Source organism: Cellulosimicrobium sp. E-16, from assembly GCF_049913115.1.
GTDB lineage: Bacteria > Actinomycetota > Actinomycetes > Actinomycetales > Cellulomonadaceae > Cellulosimicrobium.
The window spans coordinates 242,549-261,889 of sequence record NZ_CP183974.1; the positions used below are offsets into that span (position 1 = coordinate 242,549).

Genomic DNA, 19,341 nt, shown 5'->3' on the forward strand with positions numbered 1-19,341 from the left:
CGGCCGACGCCCGCGCCGCGGCCCGACGGCCGTGGCGCGGGCGACGTCGTGCCCGGACCGGGACGGCCGTCTCGTTCGCCGCGACGAACCGGAGGCGCTGTGTCAGGGTCGTGACGGCGGGCGTGCGCGGACACGCGCCGCGGGGCTGAGCGTGACCGGAGGGCGACGGCATGGCGAACGGGCAGGCGACGCAGGCGACACGGGTGACGCGAGCACGGGCCGCGCGGCGTTCGAGACGTCTGCGCCGTGCCTGGGCGGCCCTCGGAACGTTCCTCCTCGCGCTGCCGCTGGTCCTCGTGCCCGCCGTCCCGGCCTCGGCCGCCACGTGGAGCATCAGCAAGGAGGCGACGACTCCCGGCCCGTACAGCCCGGGACAGCTCGTCACGTACGAGGTGCAGATCTCGTGCTCCGACCCGAGCACCGCGTGCCAGAACACGGTCTTCACCGACGACCTGCCGGACGGGCTCCAGCTCGTCTCGGCCGAGATCATCAGCCAGCCGAGCGGGACCGCGGGCGACCTCACGGTCGACACCGACGGCGACGTCGTCACGGCCACCTGGCCCTCGTTCACCAACGGCGAGCAGGCGACGATCGACATCACGGTCCAGATCGACCCCGACCTGCCGTTCAGCGCCGACGGCGTGCCGATCACGAACACCGCGTCGGTCGTCGCGGACAACGCGCCGCAGAACTCCGCCGACGCGACGGTCACGCCCGAGGTCGAGCTCGTCCTGGACTCCGAGACGACGAAGACGATCGCGCCCGAGGGGGCGCTCGCCGCCCCGGGGACGCCTGCCACCATGACGATCGGCGCGACGAACACGTCGAACGACCCGGTCGACACGCTCGTGATCCAGGACCCGGTCGACCCGACCGCGGACCCGAACCCGTTCACGTACCTCGAGTACGTGAGCACGGGAGACGTCACGCTGCCGCCGAACGCGACCACGGTCACCGAGGAGTACTGGGACGGCGACTCGTGGGAGCCGCTCGACGACACCGTCGACCCCGCGACGGTCCAGGGCGTGCGGTACACGTTCAGCGGGGACATCCAGCCGGGCGCCACGGCGAGCATCCCGGTGAACGTCCAGCAGTCCGACGCCGTCACCGGGCTCACCGACCCCACGACGATCACCAACGACACGTCGTCGTACGTGACCCACGCCCAGGGCGAGTCCGACCCCACGACCGCGGACGACACGTACGTCGTCACGCCGCCGAACAACAGCGTCACCGCGTCCAAGAGCTTCGACCCCGCGACGGTGAGCGCGGGCGACCCGACGACCGTGACCATCGGCGCGACGAACACGGGCACGCCCGTCGACTCGCTGACCATCACCGAGCCTGCGCCCGGCACCCCCAGCCCGTTCGAGGGCGACGACCCGCTGACCTTCACCGGGTTCGGGCCCACGGGCGACGGCACGGGGGTGCAGTGGCCGAGCGGGGCGACCGGGGCGAGCGTGACGTTCACCTGCGCCGACGGGTCGACGCCCGAGGTCGACGCCTCGGCACCGAACACGCTGCCCAACCCTCCCGACGACTGCGTCGTCCTCGGCTTCACGGTCGTCTTCACCGGCGACCTGCCCAACGGCGCGGCGGCGTCGATCCCGTTCACGGCCGACACGGACCCCGACCAGGAGGCCGACGACGTCACGCACCCCAACACCGTCGAGGCGACGGTGCCGAGCGCGGACCCGGCCGACTCCACAGCGAACCTGGTGACGCTCGTCGACCGGCTCGCGACGCAGACGGACAAGCTGATCTCGCCCTCGGAGATCCCCGCGATCCCCGGGCAGAGCGTCATCGTCCAGCTCCCGACGACGCTCCTCCCCTTCGGTCCCGACGGTTCGACGACGAACGCGGACCAGGTGGTCGTCCAGGACCCGACCGACCCCGCGAACCCCGGCGACTTCTGGGACCACTTCGAGGCGTCGTCGGTGCGCTCCACCGACGTCCCGGCGGGCTCGACGCTCACCGTCAACTACTGGGACGGCTCCGCGTGGGTCGAGGCACCGGACTGCGGCAGCCCCGTCGCCGGTGCCGCGACCGTGAGCTGCGACCTGCCCGAGGACGCGCAGGGCGTGCAGTTCGTGTACGACTCGACGAGCGGCGGCTTCCCGCCGGGGACGAGCTTCCAGCCGAACTTCGTCGCGGACTTCACCGGGCCCACCGGCTGGGACGAGCCGCTCACGAACTGCGGCGGCTCCAGCGCGTCGTCGGGCTCGGTGTCCCCGACCGAGCCCGCCGAGGGGTGCGCGTCGGTCGACCCGTACCCCGTCGACGGCACGGGCGACCTCGACTTCGTCGAGAAGTCGTTCCTCGGCGATGCCCCGGTGAGCGTCCTCGCCCGCTCCGACGACCAGGTGACCGCGCAGATCACGTGGTCGACCAACGGGTTCTCCGGCGTCGACCCGATGGTGATCTCGGACATCGCCGACCCGGAGACGACGGCCGTGGCCGGCTCGTTCTACGACGCGTTCGACCTCGTCCGCATCGAGGCGATCGACGGCTCGGTCGACCCGCTCATCACGTACGACGCGATCGTCGGGGTCGAGCTGTACGACGGCACGACCTGGACCCAGGCGGCGAACGCCACGTGCACGACGGCGACGCCCTGCGCGGGCGGCATGCCCGCCGTCGACCTCACGGCGGACGAGCAGGCGTCCACGACGTCCGTCCGGCTCGTCTACACGGAGAGCCCGGACCGTGGCACGAGCGACCCGCTCGCCCCGCAGCCGGGCGACGGGGTCGCTCGCTCGACGCTGGCGGACGGGCGCCACCTCGACCTCACGTTCGAGGTCCGGGACTACAAGCGCTCCGACCCCTCGGCGCCGGTGCTCGGCTCGACCAACGGGACCCTGTACAACACGGCCGACCCCGGCCTGGTCAACGACACCGCGCGGGCGACGGGCACGTTCGACGGCACCGACTACACGGACACCGACGACGACGACGTCCTCATCATCGACCAGCCGCTGAACGTGACCGTCGCGAAGGACTGGACGGGCGGGCCCATCTCGGTTCCTCCGACCGGCACCCCGGCCGAGTTCTACCCGACGACGGACGTGGTGGTCACGGCGACGAACGCGTCCGCCGCGAAGGTGGACCAGCTCCGCATCGTGGAGCCGGGCGCCGTCGACTCGAACGACGTCCAGACCGCCGCGGGGACGAAGCCCTTCGACGCGTTCACCCTGCGGGCGATCAGCATCACCCCGCCCGCGGGCGCGACGGGCACGACCGTCCTGCTGACGAACGAGGCGGGGGAGGTCGGCACGTTCACGGAGGCCGAGGCCGAGGCGCTGTCGCTCGGAGAGCTCGCCGGGGTCGTGGGTGTGGTCGTCGAGTTCGACGGCCTCGTCGAGCCCGGGGCGAGCGGGACGCTCGACCTCACGCTCCAGCTCCGCGAGCTCGACCGGTACACGGATGATCCCGTGACCGTCGCGGACTACAGCCCGGTGCCGAACGGCGCCGTCGCCACGATCAGCGACCCGGGCGGCGTCCCGGGCCAGGACGACCGCCACGCGTACGACGACGCCGAGATGGAGCTGCAGGACGCGGCCATCGACATCGCCGTGGGCAAGTCGTTCAGCCCCGGCACGATCGTCGAGCCCGGGACGGGGCCGGTGACGATGACGATCACCGGTCAGCCGCTCGGTCCGTCGCGGACTGTCGAGATGGTGCTCACGGACGACGACCCGCAGTTCTGGAACCAGTACGACTTCGTCGGCTTCGCGGGGGCGAGCCTCGTCCCGCCGATCCAGCAGGTGCGGGTCGACGCGTTCGTCGGGGGCACGTTCTCCGGCGACCCCGGGTCCCCCGACCCCGTGACCGTGACCGGGGGTGCCTGGGTGCTCGGCGAGGAGTCGGCCCAGTTCGCGCTCCCGGACACCGTCGACCCCGCCGACGTGCAGGGGCTCCGGTTCACGTTCAGTCGCACCGACGGCTCGCTCTGGGAGAACCCGGCGACCCCGCTGCAGCCCGTCCCGATGTCCGTGGAGCGACGCGAGGAGATGCGCTCCGGGGGGCCGGTGCTCCCGGACCTCGCAGCGAACCCGCCCGGTCCCGGCGAGACCGCGCCCGGCGTGGCGAGCAACTCGGTGCAGGGCACCACGACGGGGGCCGACCTCGTCGTCGACCCCGGGACCGGCGAGCTCGTCCCGGTGAGCGCGGACGGCTCCGCGGACGCGTCGATCCTCTACGAGCACGCCACGAACGGGGTGCAGATCGTCAAGAACTTCGACGGCGTCGTGTCCGGCAGCCTCAAGCCGCCGAACGCGGTGATCCCGATGAACATCGCCGTCACGAACACGGGTGACCGGCCGATCGTCGACCCCGTCGTGGTCGACGACCCCATGCCCACGGACGCACTGGGCCCTCAGCTCACCCTGGCCGACACGGCGGAGCCGTTCGTGTACGCGCTGAGCGGGGCGGACCCCGACCCGACGACCCCCGACCTGCCGACCGACGCGGCGCAGGTCACGGTCGACCAGACCGGGAGCATCGAGAGCCTGCGGTTCTCGTTCCCGGACGGGTCGGTGCTGGAGCCGAACCAGACGTACACCATCACGGTGCTCGTGAAGTTCCGCGTCGGGATCGCGCCGAACACGCTCGTCGCCAACACGGCGGGCGTGATCGGCGACCGCCCGTGGGACGAGTGCGTGACGCGGCTGGACGCGGAGACGGGTGCGTGCGAGGCGGACTCCGACGTGCGGCCTACGGAGACCGCCGTCATCGCCCAGTCGAAGTTCGTCAAGGCGACGGACGACGACGAGCTCGACGTCTTCGTGGACCCGGACTACACGGGCGCTCCGGTCGTCTGCCAGCCCAACGCCGCCGGCTTCTACTCCTACCCGTGCATCCCCGTCATCGCCCCCGGGCACGACGAGACCTGGCGCGTGCGCATCGACAACGTCGGCAACAACCCGTTCACCAAGGTCGTCGGGTACGACAGGTTCCCGACCCCGGGCGACACGGGCTCGTACGACACCTCGCCCCGCGGGTCGGCGTGGGCGCCCGTCCTCACGGCCGACCCCCCGCCGGCGCTCGTGAACGCGCCGCCGGGGACGCAGGTGCAGTTCTCCTACACGACCGCGGACGACCTCTGCCGCGACGACATCGAGGACCCCCTCGACGAGCCGATCTGCCCGACCGACCCCGCGACCGGGTGGGCGCCGTTCGTCCCGGGCCTGCCCGTGTCGATCTTCGAGGAGATCACCGCGATCAAGTTCGTCCTCACGTTCCCCGAGGACCAGCCGTTCGAGCCGGGCGAGTTCGTGGCGATCGAGGCGACGTCGACCACGCCGCCGGAGGTCCCCGCCGCGGGCGACCGGTCGATCGCGTGGAACTCCGCCGCGGTGTCCGCCGCCTACCAGCGGTCGGACGGCACCATGCACAACCTCCTGCCGACCGAGGGCCAGAAGGTGGGCGTCGCCACGGCGTCCGGGCCGCTCGAGGTGAACAAGCTCGTCACCGGTGAGGGCGCCCAGTACGCGCCCGACTCGTTCGCGATGTTCGTGCAGTGCACCTCGGCCGTCGGTTCGTGGCTCGAGACGCCGCTCGACCCGATCCCGATCACGGTCGTCCCCGGGACGCCGACGGTCGTGCCGGACCTTCCGTACGGCGCCGAGTGCACCATCACCGAGGACGGGACCAACGGGGAGACCGAGCTGATCGTCGGCACGGTGACGATCGACAGCGAGGACCCGGAGGACCCCGTCTCGATCACCGCGACCAACGTCTACGCGCTGTCGAGCATCGAGATCTCGAAGGAGGTCGTCACCGACGCGGTGGACCAGGACGGGAACCCGGTGCCGTTCGGCCCGTTCGCGGTCGACGTCGCGTGCTCGTTCCTGGGCGAGGACGTCTATGCCGACGGCTACGACGCCGAGAACCCGATGACCGACCTCCCGATCGAGGACGGGGAGACCCTCGAGCTCACGGGCCTGCCCGTCGGCTCCGTCTGCACCGTCACCGAGTCGGGCACCGGCAACGCGTCGTCGGTCACGATCACCGTCGACCAGGGCCTCCCGGGCCACCCCGTGACGACGGACGGCCCGACGACGGACGTCACCCTCACCCCCGACGTGCTCGGCGCGAGCACGAACGACGTCACGCTGACCAACACGTACGACGTCGGCGCGATCGGTCTCCAGAAGGTGGTCGACGGTGAGGGCGGGCCCGCGTACGGGAGCGGCCCGTTCACCGTCACGGTCGTCTGCACGTACGACGACGACGGCGACGGGCCGGGCGCTCCGCGCACGGTCTACGACGGCACCGTCGTGCTCGGCGGGGCTGGGCCGCTCGACGCGCAGATCGCCAACCTGCCGACGGGCGCGGTCTGCGACATCGAGGAGGTCGACGACGGCGGCGCCACAGGGTCGGTCGTCGTCCCCGAGACCGTCACGGTCGGCAGCGGCGACGTCGCGAACGTGGTCATCACCAACACGTTCGACGTCGGCACGATCGAGGTCGACAAGGAGCTCGACGGGCTCGGCGCCCTCTACGGCCCGGGACCGTTCGAGGTGACGCTCGACTGCACCTACGAGGACGTCGAGATCCTCGTCCCGGGCGGCGCGGCGCGGACGTTCGTGCCCGGCCAGCCGGCGGTGTACGAGGACCTTCCGGTCGGGTCGCAGTGCACGGTCACCGAGACCGACGACTTCGGGGCCACCGAGGTCACGGTGAGCGTCGACGGCGGCGAGCCGGTGGACGGCGCGTCGGTCGACGTCGTCGTGCCGCCTGCCGCCGAGGACGGGTCGCCGACCACCGTGACCGTCACGGTGACCAACGCGTTCCACACGGCCCCGCTGCTGGTGGAGAAGGTCGTGGACGGCGACGCCGCCGGCTTCGCGCCGTCGATGCCGGACATCCCGCCGCTGCCCGAGCTCCCCGCCGAGCCGGTCACGCCCGAGGAGCTCGCCGCCCTCATCGCGCAGCTCGAGGAGTTCTACGCGCAGTTCCCGCTCGAGGGCATCCCGTACCGGGCGTCCGTCTCCTGCACGTTCCAGGGCGCCGAGATCGAGGTCCCGGGCGGTGCCGTGCGGCCGTTCGGTCCGGGCCTGCCGGGCGTGTACTTCGGCCTCCCCGTGGGCGCGGTGTGCACCGTCACGGAGACCGAGACCGGCGGGGCGACGGCGGTCACGGTCGAGCCGAACCCGGTCCAGGTCGAGGAGCGCGTGCTCCCGGCGCCCGCGCAGGTGGTCACCGTGACCAACACCTACGACGCCGGGTCGATCGAGGTCACCAAGGTCGTGGCCGGTGACGGCGCCGAGGCGTTCGGTGCCGGGCCGTTCACGGTGAGCGCGGCGTGCACGTTCCTGGGCGAGGCCATCGAGGTGCCCGGGGGCGCCGAGCGCACGATCTCCGGGGGCGAGGTCGCCGTCTACGACGGCCTGCCCGTCGGCGCGGAGTGCGTCGTCACGGAGACCGGGACGGGCGGGGCGTCGTCGACGACGGTCTCCGCGTCCGTCGAAGGCGGCGAGCCCGGGGCGGCGACGATCGGACCCGACCCCGCCGAGGTGACGGTGACGAACACGTTCGACACCGGCCGGGTCGTCGTCACGAAGGCCCTCGCCGGGCCGGGCGCGTCGCAGCACCGCGACGACGAGTTCGTCGTCACCCTCGCGTGCACGTGGCAGGTCGACGGCGTCACGACGGACGTCGTGGTCCCGGGCGGCGCCGAGCGCACGCTCTCGGCCGACGACGACTGGACCGCGGTCTACGAGCTGGTCCCCCAGGGGGCGGAGTGCACGCTCGCCGAGACCGACGCGGGCGACGCCGAGGCGGTGACGCTCGCCGTCGCCGGGACCGACGTGACGGTCGACCCCGACGACACGACGCCGACGTCCGACGCGTTCACCGTCCCGACGGGCGACACCGCCGAGGTCGACGCGACCGTGACCAACGCGTTCCGCGCCACCGGCGGGAGCAGCCTCCCGCCGACCGGCGCGAGCGTCGGGGCGGTCGCGGTGCTCGCGATCCTGCTCACGGGTACCGGCGCGCTGCTGGCCGACGCCCGGAGGCGCGGAACCCGGACCGCGGGCCGCGCCTGACACGGCCCCTGGTCAGGCCGCGCCTGCGGTTGCGGAACCTGACCAGGGGCGGGACCGTTACCGCATGATCCGCTTCCTGCTGAGCTTCGCGATCAACGTGGTCCTCGCCGCCGTGGGCCTCCTCGTCGCCTCGAGCCTGTTCGACGGCGTCACCGTGCACGCCTCGGGCTTCGTCGTCGCGGTGCTGATCTTCGCGGTGGCCCAGGCGATCCTCGCGCCGTTCGTGTTCAACGTCGCGCGCAAGTACGCGTCCGCGATCCTGGGCGGGATCGGCCTCGTGTCGACGTTCCTCGCACTGTGGGTCGCGACGCTCATCGGCGACGGCCTCGAGATCTCGGGAGCCTCCACCTGGATCGGCGTGACGGTCGTCGTCTGGCTGATCGGCGCGCTCGGCGGCTGGTTCCTCGGCTGGCTCGTGCTCACGCGCTGGTGGGACCGCCGCCAGGAGCAGAAGCGGATCCGCGAGGCCACCGCCAACGGCTGACGACGGCGGCCTCCGACGAGGCAGGGGCGGCCGTCCGCTCTACCGCAGCAGCGCGTCGATGTGCTCGACGCCGTCGGGACCGCCCCGGACGCCCTCGTGCACGACGAGCCGGGCGAGCTCGCGCAGCGGGACGTTGCGGTTGTTCGACGCGCGCTTGAGGCGTGCGAACGCCTCGTCGGGGTGCACGCCGTAGGCGGTCACGACGACGCCTTTCGCCTGCTCGATCACCCCACGGGTCTCGGCGGCTGCGGCGATGTCGTGCCGCGCGCGCTCCTGGGAGCTCTCGGTCACCGTCCGCGTGACGTCCACGAAGTACCCGACGAGCTCGGTGACCTCGCCGGTCTCGCGGTCGCGACGGCCCTGACCCACCACGACGAGGAAGCGCTCGCCGCCGTGGGCGTCCATGATCCGGTGCACGCTCGAGAACGGCTCTCCGGTGAGCCGCGCCTCGTCGAGGACCTGCCGGACCCGTTCGCGGTCGTCGGGGTGCTTGTGGGCGAGGACGAGGGCGGTCGTCGGTACGACGTCGCCCGGCTCGAAGCCGTGCAGGCGGTACGTCTCGGGCGACCACCACCACACGCCCGTGCTCAGGTCGAGGCGGTACTGGCCGATCTGCTGGTGCGCTCCCCGCGCGAGGGCCTGCTCGATGGCATGGTCGTCGACGGACATTCTGGCCTCCGGGTCTCCGGGTGCATGAGGAGCCAGGTCCAGACTCGACCCTCCGACCCTACCGCGGTTCACCCGTCGTGAGGTCGGTCCTCCGTCCTCCGCTCGCCGCTCTCGGCCGCGACGGCCGCGTCGACGTCCGCGTAGACGGGCGGGCGCTCGTCGCGCTCGACGGCGGCGCGCAGCTCGTCGCGGACCTGCCCGACGTCGCGCGCGAGGACGAGCCTCGCGCCGAGGCGGTCGAGGTCGGTGCGCAGCGTCGCGAGCATCTCGGCGGCGTCGACGTCGATGAACGGGACGGTCTCGGTGTCCAGCACCACGAGGCGCGGGGACGACTCGGCGACGAGGTCGCGGACGTGGTTGCGGACGGCGTCGGCGTTCGCGAAGAAGAGCCCCGACTCGGGGCGCACGACGAGGACCCCGGGAACCGACGTCCCGCCGTCCTTCCGGAGCACGGCCCGCCGGTCGGCGTCGACCCACACGCCGTGCGCGGAGCGCACGAGGACCGCGACGTGCGGCCGGGACGCGCGAGCGAGCAGGAGCAGGAGCGACAGCACGACCCCGATGACCAGGCCGGGCAGGGTGTCGAGGACGAGCACGCCGAGCGTGGTGGCCGCGGCGGCGTAGAAGTCGCTGCGCGCCGCGTTGCCGTACAGGCGGCGCATGGTCTCGGTCCGCAGGCCGTAGAGGCGGCGGAGCGCGCGGACGTCGACGAGCTCGATCACGGCCGCGATGACGACCGCGGCGAGCGTCGCCTCCGGCAGCGACTCGAAGACGGGCGTGAGGAACAGCAGCGTGAGGACCACGAGGACCGCGGCGGTGAGCCCGGAGACCTGGCTCTTGGCTCCGGCGCCGCCGTTGACCGCCGTCTTCGAGAGGCTGCCGTTGACGACCATCCCCGACGCGAGTCCCGACCCGAGGTTGGCGGCGCCCATGCCGATCAGCTCGCGGTTGGCGTCGATGTCGTAGCCCTCGCGCGCCGCGTACGTCTTGGCCGCCCCGAGCGCCTCGGCGAACCCGACGAGCATGACGCCGGCGCACGGACCGACGAGGGCGGTGTAGTCGCCCCAGTCCATGTCCGGGAAGCCGAGCGCGGGGAGCCCCGCGTCGATCGGACCGACGATCTCCACGCCGTCGTCGTCGAGCGAGAACGCGAGAATCGCGACGATCCCGATGAGGACCGCGACGAGCGAGCCGGGGACCTGGGGCGCCCACCGCTTGATCGCGAGGAGCGCGGCGAGCGTGCCCAGGCCCAGCACGACGGTGGGGCCGTTCGCGGTGCCGAGCTCGGTGAGGATCGCCCACGCCTTCTCGAAGAAGTTGCCGTCCCCCTTCTCCACGCCGAGCAGCGCCGGCACCTGGCCGACGATGATGACCAATGCCATGCCGACGATGAAGCCCTTGAGCACGGGCTCGGAGATGAACGACGCGACGAAGCCGAGCCGGGTGATCCCCGCGACGAGGCAGAGGAGGCCGGTGACGAGCGCGACGCCCGTCGTGAGCGCGGTGAAGAACGCGGCGTCCCCGGGCGCGAACACCGCGACGACTCCCGCGGACAGGGCGGCTGTCGCCGACATGGGCCCGACGACGAGGTGGCGCGAGCTGCCGAACGCCGCGTAGAGGATCAGGGACGGGACGGCGGCGTACAGGCCGACGACGGGCGAGACGCCCGCGATCGTCGCGTAGGCGAGCGACTCGGGCACGAGCACCGCCCAGACCGTGAGCCCCGCGACGAGGTCGCCCTGGAGCCATGCCTTCTGGTACCCGCGCAGAGAGCCGAAGAGGAACGGGGTCCGTGCACGCGCCCGTCCCCCCGCCGGTACCGCGGGTGCTCGCGAACCCGTCATCGACCGTCCTCCATCTGTCCGGCGTGCTCCGCGAACGATCATCCCGGGATCGGGCCGAACCGCCACCGGAGTTCCGGGCCGCCGCCGTTCCCCGCGCGGAACCGGACACCCAGGGATACGTTCGACGCGTCCCGGGGCGCAGAGCCGCGCTCCCGTCGTGCGTACGAACGGAACGAGAGGTCTGACGTGGCAACGCTCACCGTGTGGAAGTTCGACACCCCTGAGGGCGCGCAGCGCGCCGAGGACGCGCTGCTCGCGCTCCAGAAGCAGGAGCTCATCCAGGTCCAGGACGCGGCGATCGTGTCCTGGGAGGAGGGCAAGAAGAAGCCGAAGACGCGGCAGGGCAACAGCACGACGGCGGTCGGCGCGCTCGGCGGCACGTTCTGGGGCCTGCTGTTCGGCCTCCTCTTCTTCGTCCCGCTGCTCGGGGCGGCGATCGGCGCGGCGTCCGGCGCGATCGCGGGCGCGCTGACGGACGTCGGTATCGACGACGACTTCATCGACTCCGTGCGCAGCAAGGTCACCCCGGGCACGTCGGCACTGTTCGCGCTGACGTCCGGCGCCGTGATCGACCGTGTGCACGAGGCGCTCCAGGCCGAGGGCGTCCACGGCGAGCTCATCCAGACGAACCTCTCCGCGGACGAGGAGGCCAAGCTCCGCGCGGCCTTCGACGAGAACGCCTGAGCGGTCCTCCGCGGGTGAGGTGCCCGACGGCGGTGCGCACCGCCGTCGGGCACCTCACCCGCTCGTACGCCCCGGCGCCGGTGCCGTAGCCCGCGCAGTCCCCGTCGTCCCGTCCCGGGACCGGACCACGAAGGAGGCCGCCCATGGGCGCGGCGATCGGTCAGTCCCTCCCCGTCGCGGTGGGTGTGCTCATCAGCCCCCTGCCGATCGTCGCGGTCGTGCTCATGCTCGTGAGCGGGCGGGCGAAGGCGAACGCGTTCTCCTTCCTCGTCGCGTGGTTCGTCGCGGTCGGGGCGGTGACGCTGCTCGTCGCGACGCTGGCCGGGGCCGCCACGCCGGACGACGAGGGCCCGCCGCTGTGGGCCGCGATCCTCAAGATCGTCCTGGGTGTCCTGCTGCTCCTCCTCGCGGTCAAGCAGTGGCGCGGCCGTCCCCGAGCGGGGGTCGAGCCGTCGGCGCCGAGGTGGATGGCCGCGATCGACGCGTTCACGCCCGTGAAGGCCGCGGGGCTCGCGGTCCTGCTCGGCGCGGTCAACCCGAAGAACCTGCTGCTGGTCGTCTCGGGCGGGGCGGCGATCGCGTCGGCCGCCCCCGACGACACGAACGCCCAGGTGGTCGCGTCCGTCGTGTTCGCGCTCGTCGCGAGCCTCGGCGTCGCGACGCCGGTCTTCATCTACCTGTTCATGGGGTCCCGCGCCGCCACGATGCTCGACGAGCTCAAGGCCTGGATGATCCACAACAACGCGGTCATCATGGCCGTCCTCCTGCTCGTCCTGGGCGCCAAGATGCTCGGCGACGGCGTCGCGAGCCTGTAGGGGCCGCGAGCAGGGCGGTCGCACGTCCGCTAGTCGATGCCCTCCGCGTGCCGCTCGTCGACCGTGCGCTCGGCCTCCAGGGCGGCCTCCCGGTTCTTGCGACGCCGCCGCGCGGTGCCGCCGTCCCCGTCCCGGCCCTTGCCCTTGCCGTGGGGGTGGTGGCCCTCCGCGCCGGGGTCGTGGAGCATGTGCGACTCGATGAGCTCGTGCCGCTGGAGGTAGGTGTTCGCGACCGCCTGGATCGTCGCGGCGATGGGCAGCGCGAGGAATGCGCCCAGCGCACCGAACACGGCGCCGAACGCGAGCACGACGACGAAGCTCACCGCCGGGTTCATCTCGAGCGCGCGGGCGGAGACCTTGGGCGAGAAGTAGAGGTTCTCGAGCTGCTGGTACCCGATGATGAACGCGAGCACGCCGAGCGCCTGCGGCAGGCCCTGGGACGTGAGCGCGACCGCGACGGGGAGCGCGCCGCCGATGTACGTGCCGATCGTGGGCACGAACTGCGAGACGACGCCGGTGAAGACCGCGAGGGGGAGCGCGTAGGGCGTCTGCAGGATCACCAGGAACACGAACGTGAAGACGCTGGACAGTGCCGCGAGGACGATGCGCGAGTTGATGAAGTCCGAGACCTTGACCTGCGTGATCTCCCACAGGCGCAGCACCTCCTCCTGGCGGTTGGGTGTGAGCCAGCGGCACACGGCCGCCCGGAACTTGGGCCCGGCCGCGAGCAGGTAGTAGGTGACGAGCATGATCGTCAGCGAGGCGAAGATCCCGCCCACGATGGTCGTGGTGACGACGAGGGCACCGGAGGCGACGTCGTCGCCGAAGTCGTTGATGACCTGCTTGAGGAGGTCGTCCGAGTCGGGGATGACCACGTCGAAGCGCTCGGCGACGAAGTCCTGGACGCTCGCGTACAGGGCCGGGAGCGACTGGACGAGCTGGACGAGCTGCTGGACGAACAGGTTCCCGAAGAGCGCGAGCACGACGAGGATCGTCAGGAGCGAGCCGAGCAGGGCCACGGCCGCCGCCGCGCCGCGGCGCCAGCCGTGCCGCACGAGCCACACCACGATCGGCTCCAGGGCGAGCGCGACGAAGAACGCGATGAGGATGTTGACGCCCAGCGCCTTGAGCTGGCCCAGCGCGTACCACGCGAAGACCCCGACGAAGACCGCGACGACGGCCATCGCGAGCACGCGCGGGACCCACCGCGGCGGGCGTCGGGAGTCGTGCTGGACGGGGCGCGTGCCGGCGTCGGGCACGTCCGACCACGGGTCCTCGGCGGGGGTCGGCGTCGTCATGCCCCGAACCTAGTGGCGGCCGTGGGAGCGGGCCCGGCGGGCGCGCCGTCGCTTCCGGATGCCGAACCTCGTGACCGGTGCCACGATCGACGCGCACGCTCGTCCGCTCGTCTCGCACCGATTCCGGTCGGCACCTCAGGAGGACTCGCATGGCACGCTCGTCGCAGGTCTCGGCATGGGTCGGATGGGTCTGGTTCGCGGGGATCGTCCTGGTGACGATCGGCTTCTTCAACGCGATCAGCGGCCTGGTCGCCGTGTTCTCCCCGAACAGCCTCGTCGGCGTGACCGACGCCGGGATCGTCGTCCTCGACGTGTCCACGTGGGGCTGGATCCACCTCGTCATCGGGGTGCTGCTGGTCCTCACCGGCTTCGCGCTGCTCTCGGGCAAGGGCTGGGCGCGCATGGTCGCCATCGTCCTGGTGGTGATCAACGCGATCGCCCAGTTCACGACGTTGCAGGTGACGCCCTGGTGGTCGCTGATCACCATCGTGCTCGACGTCTTCGTCCTCTGGGCGCTCGTCGTCCACGGCGACGAGGCCGAGCGCGCCGCGCGCTGACCGGCCCTCCCGGGGTCTCGGGCTCCCCGGACCCCGCGTCCGCGCCGCAGTCCTCGTCCCTCCAGACTCAGGAGCACCCTCCATGGCAACGTCCACCTTCGGCCCGGTCGAGATCGTCGCGGTCGCGTTCCCCACGGACCGCATCCCTGGTGGTGTCCAGGCCTCCGTCCTCGAGGTGCTCGCGGAGGGCACCGTCACGCTCCTCGACCTCGCGGTCGTGCGGCGCTCCGACGGGGGTGACGTCGAGGTCATCGAGGTGACCGACCTCGGCGACGAGCTGGAGATCACGGACGTCGAGCTCACGGGCGCCGGGCTGGCGGGCGAGGAGGACCTCGACGCCGTCGCCGCCGGGCTCGCGCCGGGCACGTCGGCCCTCGTCCTCGTCGTCGAGCACACGTGGGCCCGCGGCGTGATCGCCGCGACCAGCGCGGCCGACGGCGTCGTGCTGCTCAGCGAACGCATCCCGGCCGAGGTCGTCAACGAGGTCGCCGACCTCGCGCTCGTCGAGGGCTGAGCCGCCGCGCGCCGTACGCAGCGCTCGGAAACACCGCCACCGAACCAGGAGAACCGCATGCCCATCCGTCGTTTCGGTCGTCCCGGGCTCATCGGGACCGCCGCCCGCACCGCCGTCATCGCGGGCACGGCGTCCGCGACGGCGGGTGCCGTCCAGCGTCACCAGGCGAACCGTGCTCAGCAGTCGTGGGAGGCCCAGCAGGCCGAGGCCGCCCAGGAGCAGGCTCGCATCGAGGCGGCGGCCCAGCAGGCCGCCGCCCAGTACGCCCAGCCCGCGCCGGCCGCCCCCGCGGCGGCCCCGCAGGACGACCTGCTCGGCCAGCTCGAGCGGCTCGGTCAGCTCCACGCCTCGGGTGTGCTGAGCGACGCCGAGTTCGCTGCGGCCAAGGCCAAGCTGCTCAGCTGACGAGGAGAAGAGCGATGGCGACGTTCACCGTCTGGAAGTTCGAGTCCCCCGAGGGCGCGGACACCGCGTCCCGGATCCTGCACGACTCCGCCTCGGAGCACGCGATCCGCATCGTCGACACCGCCGTCGTGTCGTGGCCCGAGGGCGCGGCGAAGCCGACGACGCGCCACGGTCACCAGGACGAGTGGCGCGGCACGGGCTGGGGCGCGTTCTGGGGCCTGCTGCTCGGGTCGATCTTCTTCGCACCCATCCTGGGCGCCGCCGCCGGTGCGGCGATCGGGGCGTCGACGAAGGCCATGGCCGCCGTGGGGATCGACAAGGACCAGCTCGACCGCATCCGCGAGGGCGTCACGCCCGGGTCGTCCGCGCTGTTCGTCGTCACCGAGGACGGCGACCTCGACCGCGTGGGCGAGCGGTTCCACGGCGTGCACGGCAAGCTCGTCGCCACGAACCTCACGGAGGCCGAGCGGAGCACGCTCCTCGAGACGTTCGACTGACGGGCCCTCCCCGCGCGCCCTCAGTCGTCGAGGCGCGCGGGGAGGCCGAACAGCGGAAACCACGAGGCCGTGTCGAGGAACGCGTTGATCGCCGTCACCCGCCCGTCCGCGGTCTCGATCACCTGGAGCGCCCACGGCTCGTGCCCGCCGCCCGCCGCACGGCGGTACTGGCCGAACCCGAACGTGCCGTTCACCGCCACCGGGACCATGCGGGAGCCCTCGCACTCGTGGCCGGGGCCGGTCATCCACGTCACGATGTCCGCGGTCCCCTTCATCCACAGGGGGTACGGCGGCATCGACAGCGTCGCGTCCTCATGGAGGATCGCGACGAGCGCGTCCATGTCGTAGCGCTCGAACGCGTCGAGGTAGCGCTCGAGCAGCAGCCGCTCCTCGTCGCCGAGCCCGGCGTTCGACGCCACGGGTGCGGGCTGGGGCTCGGTGTCCTCGCCGAGCCCCGAGCTGTCCCAGTGCGCCCGTGCCGCCAACGTGGCTCGTGCTCGCTGGAGAGCGCTGTTCACCGACGCCACGGAGGTGTCGAGGAGCTCCGCCACCTCGCTCGCCTGCCAGCGCAGCACCTCGCGCAGCAGGAGGACGGCGCGCTGCTTGGGCGGCAGGAACTGCAGCGCGGCGACGAACGCGAGCCGGATGGTCTCGCGGCCCACGGCGACCTGCGCCGGATCACCGTCGTGCGGCAGCACGCGGTCGTCGGGGACCGGCTCGACCCACGTCTCCTCGGGGAGCACCTGGCCCAGGTTCTCGGCCTCCGGCGCCTGCGGGCCGCCGAGCCCCATGGGCCGCTCGCGCCGCTTGCGCGCCCCCAGCGCGTCGAAGCACACGTTCGTCGCGATGCGGTAGAGCCAGGAGCGCAGCGACGAGCGCCCCTCGAACCGGTCGTAGGAGCGCCACGCGCGCAAGAACGTCTCCTGCACGGCGTCGTCCGCCTCGAACGAGGACCCGAGCATGCGGTAGCAGTAGCCCGTGATCTCGCGGCGGTGGCCGTCGAGGACCGCGTCGAGGTCGGCGCGCTCGGGCAGGGGGGCGGTCGCGGTCGCGGGGGCTTCCGGGCGAAGGCTCGTCGGGGTGGCGAGGTCGGTCATGGCGCTGCCTCTCAGGACTCGATGGTCTCGACGGTGTCGAGGGGGTCACGAGGGTTCTCGTGTGGGTCACGAGGTCGCACGGGCCATGGGGGAGTGGCCCACCTCACACACGCTACCTCCGCCCTCCGACACGGCACAGCCCCTGCTGAAAGCGGCGCTCCCGGGCCGGCGTCGCGGTGAGGACGAGCCCGGGGATCGGTGACGGGGCTCAGTCACCGAGGTCGAGCTCGAACCACACGGTCTTGCCCGGGGCGCCGTCGAGGGCGTCGACGCCCCAGCGTGACGCGCAGCGCTCGAGGAACTGCACGCCGCGGCCGCCCGTCTCGTCCGGGCGGGGGGACCGGAGCCGGGGGAGCGTCGCCGAGCCGTCCCGCACCGCGACGCGCAGCACGCGGTGCCCCACCTCGAGCTCGGCCTCGACCGGGGCCGCGCCGTGCTGCACCGCGTTGGTCAGCACCTCGCTCGTGAGGAGCATGGCGATGCGGCGGACCGACGGGGAGACGTCACAGCTCTCGAGGACGTCGTCCACCCAGCGGCGGGCGGGCCCGATCGCCGACGACCCGTGCTCGACCTGCCGCGTCAGGACCGACGGCCGGCCCGGGCCCGGCGGGCGCGCGACCGTGTGCCGCACGCGCAGCGCGAGGACGGCGACGTCGTCGCGCTGGTCGGACACGAGCCGGCGCACGAGCGCGTCGGGCAGCGCGGACGTCGCGGTGGTCGTGTGCTCGGCGAGGGCGGCACGCACGGCGGCGAGCCGCTCCGCGTACGAGATGCCGCGCCGCTCGACGAGGCCGTCGGTGTAGAGGAGGAGCGTGTCGCCGTGCGCGAGGTGGGCGCGGTGGTCGTGCCGCGTGGTCCCCGGCAGCACGCCGAGCATGAGGTCGGCGGGCGCGTCGAGGGACTCGACGCTGCCGTCGGCGCGCAGCACGAGCGGGGCGGGGTGTCCGGCGTTGGACCACGTGACCTCGAAACCGTGCGGGGTGCGATCGAGCCGCACGACGACCGCCGTCCCGCTCGAGTGCAGCGCGAGACCGCGGTTGGCCCGGTCCAGGAGCCGGAGCAGGACGGCGGGCGGCTCGTCCTGGCACCACGCGAACGTGCGCAGCATGGAGCGGAGCTGGCCCATCTGCGCCGCGGCCCGCATGTCGTGGCCGGTGACGTCCCCGATCATGAGCACGCACGCGTCGTCGTCGAGCACCACCGCGTCGTACCAGTCGCCGCCGACCTGGTCGGTGCGGGTCGCCGACGCGTAGGTCGCGGCCAGCTCCGCGTTGCGCACCGACGGGAGCTCGGTGAGCATCGCCGCCTGGAGCGTCGTCGCGACACGGTGGCGCTCCTCCAGGAGCCGGACGCGGTCGAGCGCGTGCGCGACGTACGACGCGATCGCGGTCTTCGTCTGGACCGCGTCGTCGTCGAACTCGCGCGCCGCCTCCCAGGCCAGGGTGACGACGCCGAGCAGCCGTTCTCCAGCGAGCACGGGCAGGAACGCGCGGGCCTCGACGTCGTCGGCCGCGATGAGGGCCGCGGCCTCGGGCAGCCGCGCGGCGTACTGGGCGTGGTCGCGGAAGAACAGGGGCTCGCGCGTGCGGGCGGCGATCGACGCGCCCCGCTCCGCGTCGACGCGCATCCGGCGGAACGATGCCGGGACGCCCGGCTCCAGGTGGTCCAGCGTCGTGTACTCGAGCCGGGTGCCGCTCGCGTCGAGCACGGCGAGGCCCGCGTAGCGCGCCCCGATCCCGGTGCCGACCGCCGAGAGCCGCTCGGCGACGTCACGCACGGAGGTCGCGGCGGCGAACGACTCGGAGAGCTCCAGCAGGAGGCGGGACCGCCGGTTGGCCGCGAGCGCGACGCGCTGCATGCGCTTCGCCCGCGCCCGGGCGAGCCGGAGCCGCAGCTCGGACGTGCACGCGGACGCGAGGTCGGCGAGGGTCGCGAGGTCCTCGTCGGACCAGGGACGCGGCCGCCCGTCGAACGCGCACAGCGACCCGACGGCGCGGCCGTGCGGGTCGAAGATCGGGAAGCCGGCGTAGGACACGACGCCGATGTCGTCGACCGCGCGGAGCGAGGCGAGGTGCGGGACGACCCGTGCGTCCTCGACCACGAGCGGTCGGGCGTCGCTCGTGACGAACTGGCAGAACGTGTGGCTCAGGGGCGTGCGGCGCTCGGACTGGTACGGCTCCGGCAGGCCGAGCGCGCCGGGCAGCACCGCCTCGTCGTCGAGGACCAGCGTGACCAGCGCCGACGGCACCCCGAGCTGTCGCCGCACGAGGCGCGCGAACCGGTCGAACGACTCGTCCGCCACCGGCTCGGCGAGCCCCGCCTGCGCGAGCTCGTGGATCGCCTGGGCGTCGGTCATGGTCCAGTATCACCAGGACGAGGCCGGTCAAACAGTGCAAGCCGCGCCAGCCGGGCGCGCGGACGGGGTG

The 19,341-nt window shown here is 72.8% G+C and carries 13 protein-coding genes; 8 read left to right on the forward strand and 5 right to left on the reverse strand.

Going from position 1 to position 19,341, the window contains the following annotated elements:
* The first annotated feature begins 203 nt into the window (after window positions 1–203).
* Window positions 204–8,051, forward strand: coding sequence for a DUF5979 domain-containing protein (locus ACN9MS_RS01130; RefSeq protein ID WP_426310346.1), 7,848 nt, complete (start codon window positions 204–206; stop codon window positions 8,049–8,051).
* 64 nt (window positions 8,052–8,115) lie between these two features.
* Window positions 8,116–8,535: a phage holin family protein gene (locus ACN9MS_RS01135; protein ID WP_426310347.1), complete on the forward strand. Its 420-nt coding sequence runs from the start codon at window positions 8,116–8,118 to the stop codon at window positions 8,533–8,535.
* Between the two features lie 39 nt (window positions 8,536–8,574).
* On the opposite strand, the gene ACN9MS_RS01140 is transcribed toward ACN9MS_RS01135, so the two are convergent.
* Together ACN9MS_RS01140 and ACN9MS_RS01145 are read right to left on the reverse strand one after the other, a co-directional pair.
* Window positions 8,575–9,204, reverse strand: coding sequence for a PAS and ANTAR domain-containing protein (locus tag ACN9MS_RS01140; protein ID WP_426310348.1), 630 nt, complete (start codon window positions 9,202–9,204; stop codon window positions 8,575–8,577).
* 68 nt (window positions 9,205–9,272) lie between these two features.
* On the reverse strand, window positions 9,273–11,048 hold the full coding sequence (locus ACN9MS_RS01145; RefSeq protein ID WP_426310349.1) for a SulP family inorganic anion transporter: 1,776 nt from the start codon (window positions 11,046–11,048) through the stop codon (window positions 9,273–9,275).
* 186 nt (window positions 11,049–11,234) lie between these two features.
* On the opposite strand from ACN9MS_RS01145, the gene ACN9MS_RS01150 reads away from it, so the two are divergent.
* Together ACN9MS_RS01150 and ACN9MS_RS01155 are read left to right on the forward strand one after the other, a co-directional pair.
* A complete protein-coding gene (locus ACN9MS_RS01150; RefSeq protein ID WP_313662609.1) occupies window positions 11,235–11,732 on the forward strand; it encodes a DUF1269 domain-containing protein in 498 nt (165 codons plus the stop codon).
* Between the two features lie 143 nt (window positions 11,733–11,875).
* Window positions 11,876–12,547 carry a GAP family protein gene (locus ACN9MS_RS01155; RefSeq protein ID WP_426310350.1) on the forward strand — a complete coding sequence of 224 codons (672 nt, stop codon included), beginning with the start codon at window positions 11,876–11,878 and terminating at the stop codon, window positions 12,545–12,547.
* Between the two features lie 29 nt (window positions 12,548–12,576).
* Here ACN9MS_RS01155 and ACN9MS_RS01160 read toward each other — a convergent pair whose 3' ends face one another.
* Window positions 12,577–13,845: an AI-2E family transporter gene (locus tag ACN9MS_RS01160; RefSeq protein ID WP_426310351.1), complete on the reverse strand. Its 1,269-nt coding sequence runs from the start codon at window positions 13,843–13,845 to the stop codon at window positions 12,577–12,579.
* A 149-nt stretch (window positions 13,846–13,994) separates the two neighbouring features.
* On the opposite strand from ACN9MS_RS01160, the gene ACN9MS_RS01165 reads away from it, so the two are divergent.
* From ACN9MS_RS01165 to ACN9MS_RS01180, 4 genes are all read left to right on the forward strand, one after another.
* The gene (locus ACN9MS_RS01165) at window positions 13,995–14,402 is read left to right on the forward strand and encodes a DUF7144 family membrane protein (RefSeq protein WP_426310352.1); all 408 of its coding nucleotides are present in this window, start codon (window positions 13,995–13,997) and stop codon (window positions 14,400–14,402) included.
* An 82-nt stretch (window positions 14,403–14,484) separates the two neighbouring features.
* Window positions 14,485–14,916, forward strand: coding sequence for a DUF6325 family protein (locus tag ACN9MS_RS01170; protein ID WP_426310353.1), 432 nt, complete (start codon window positions 14,485–14,487; stop codon window positions 14,914–14,916).
* Between the two features lie 57 nt (window positions 14,917–14,973).
* On the forward strand, window positions 14,974–15,321 hold the full coding sequence (locus ACN9MS_RS01175) for an SHOCT domain-containing protein (RefSeq protein ID WP_426310354.1): 348 nt from the start codon (window positions 14,974–14,976) through the stop codon (window positions 15,319–15,321).
* 14 nt (window positions 15,322–15,335) lie between these two features.
* The gene (locus ACN9MS_RS01180) at window positions 15,336–15,818 is read left to right on the forward strand and encodes a DUF1269 domain-containing protein (protein WP_426310355.1); all 483 of its coding nucleotides are present in this window, start codon (window positions 15,336–15,338) and stop codon (window positions 15,816–15,818) included.
* A gap of 20 nt (window positions 15,819–15,838) precedes the next feature.
* Here ACN9MS_RS01180 and ACN9MS_RS01185 read toward each other — a convergent pair whose 3' ends face one another.
* Together ACN9MS_RS01185 and ACN9MS_RS01190 are read right to left on the reverse strand one after the other, a co-directional pair.
* A complete protein-coding gene (locus ACN9MS_RS01185) occupies window positions 15,839–16,915 on the reverse strand; it encodes a sigma-70 family RNA polymerase sigma factor (protein ID WP_426310356.1) in 1,077 nt (358 codons plus the stop codon).
* A gap of 208 nt (window positions 16,916–17,123) precedes the next feature.
* Window positions 17,124–19,271, reverse strand: coding sequence for a SpoIIE family protein phosphatase (locus tag ACN9MS_RS01190; protein WP_426310357.1), 2,148 nt, complete (start codon window positions 19,269–19,271; stop codon window positions 17,124–17,126).
* Window positions 19,272–19,341: the final 70 nt, after the last annotated feature.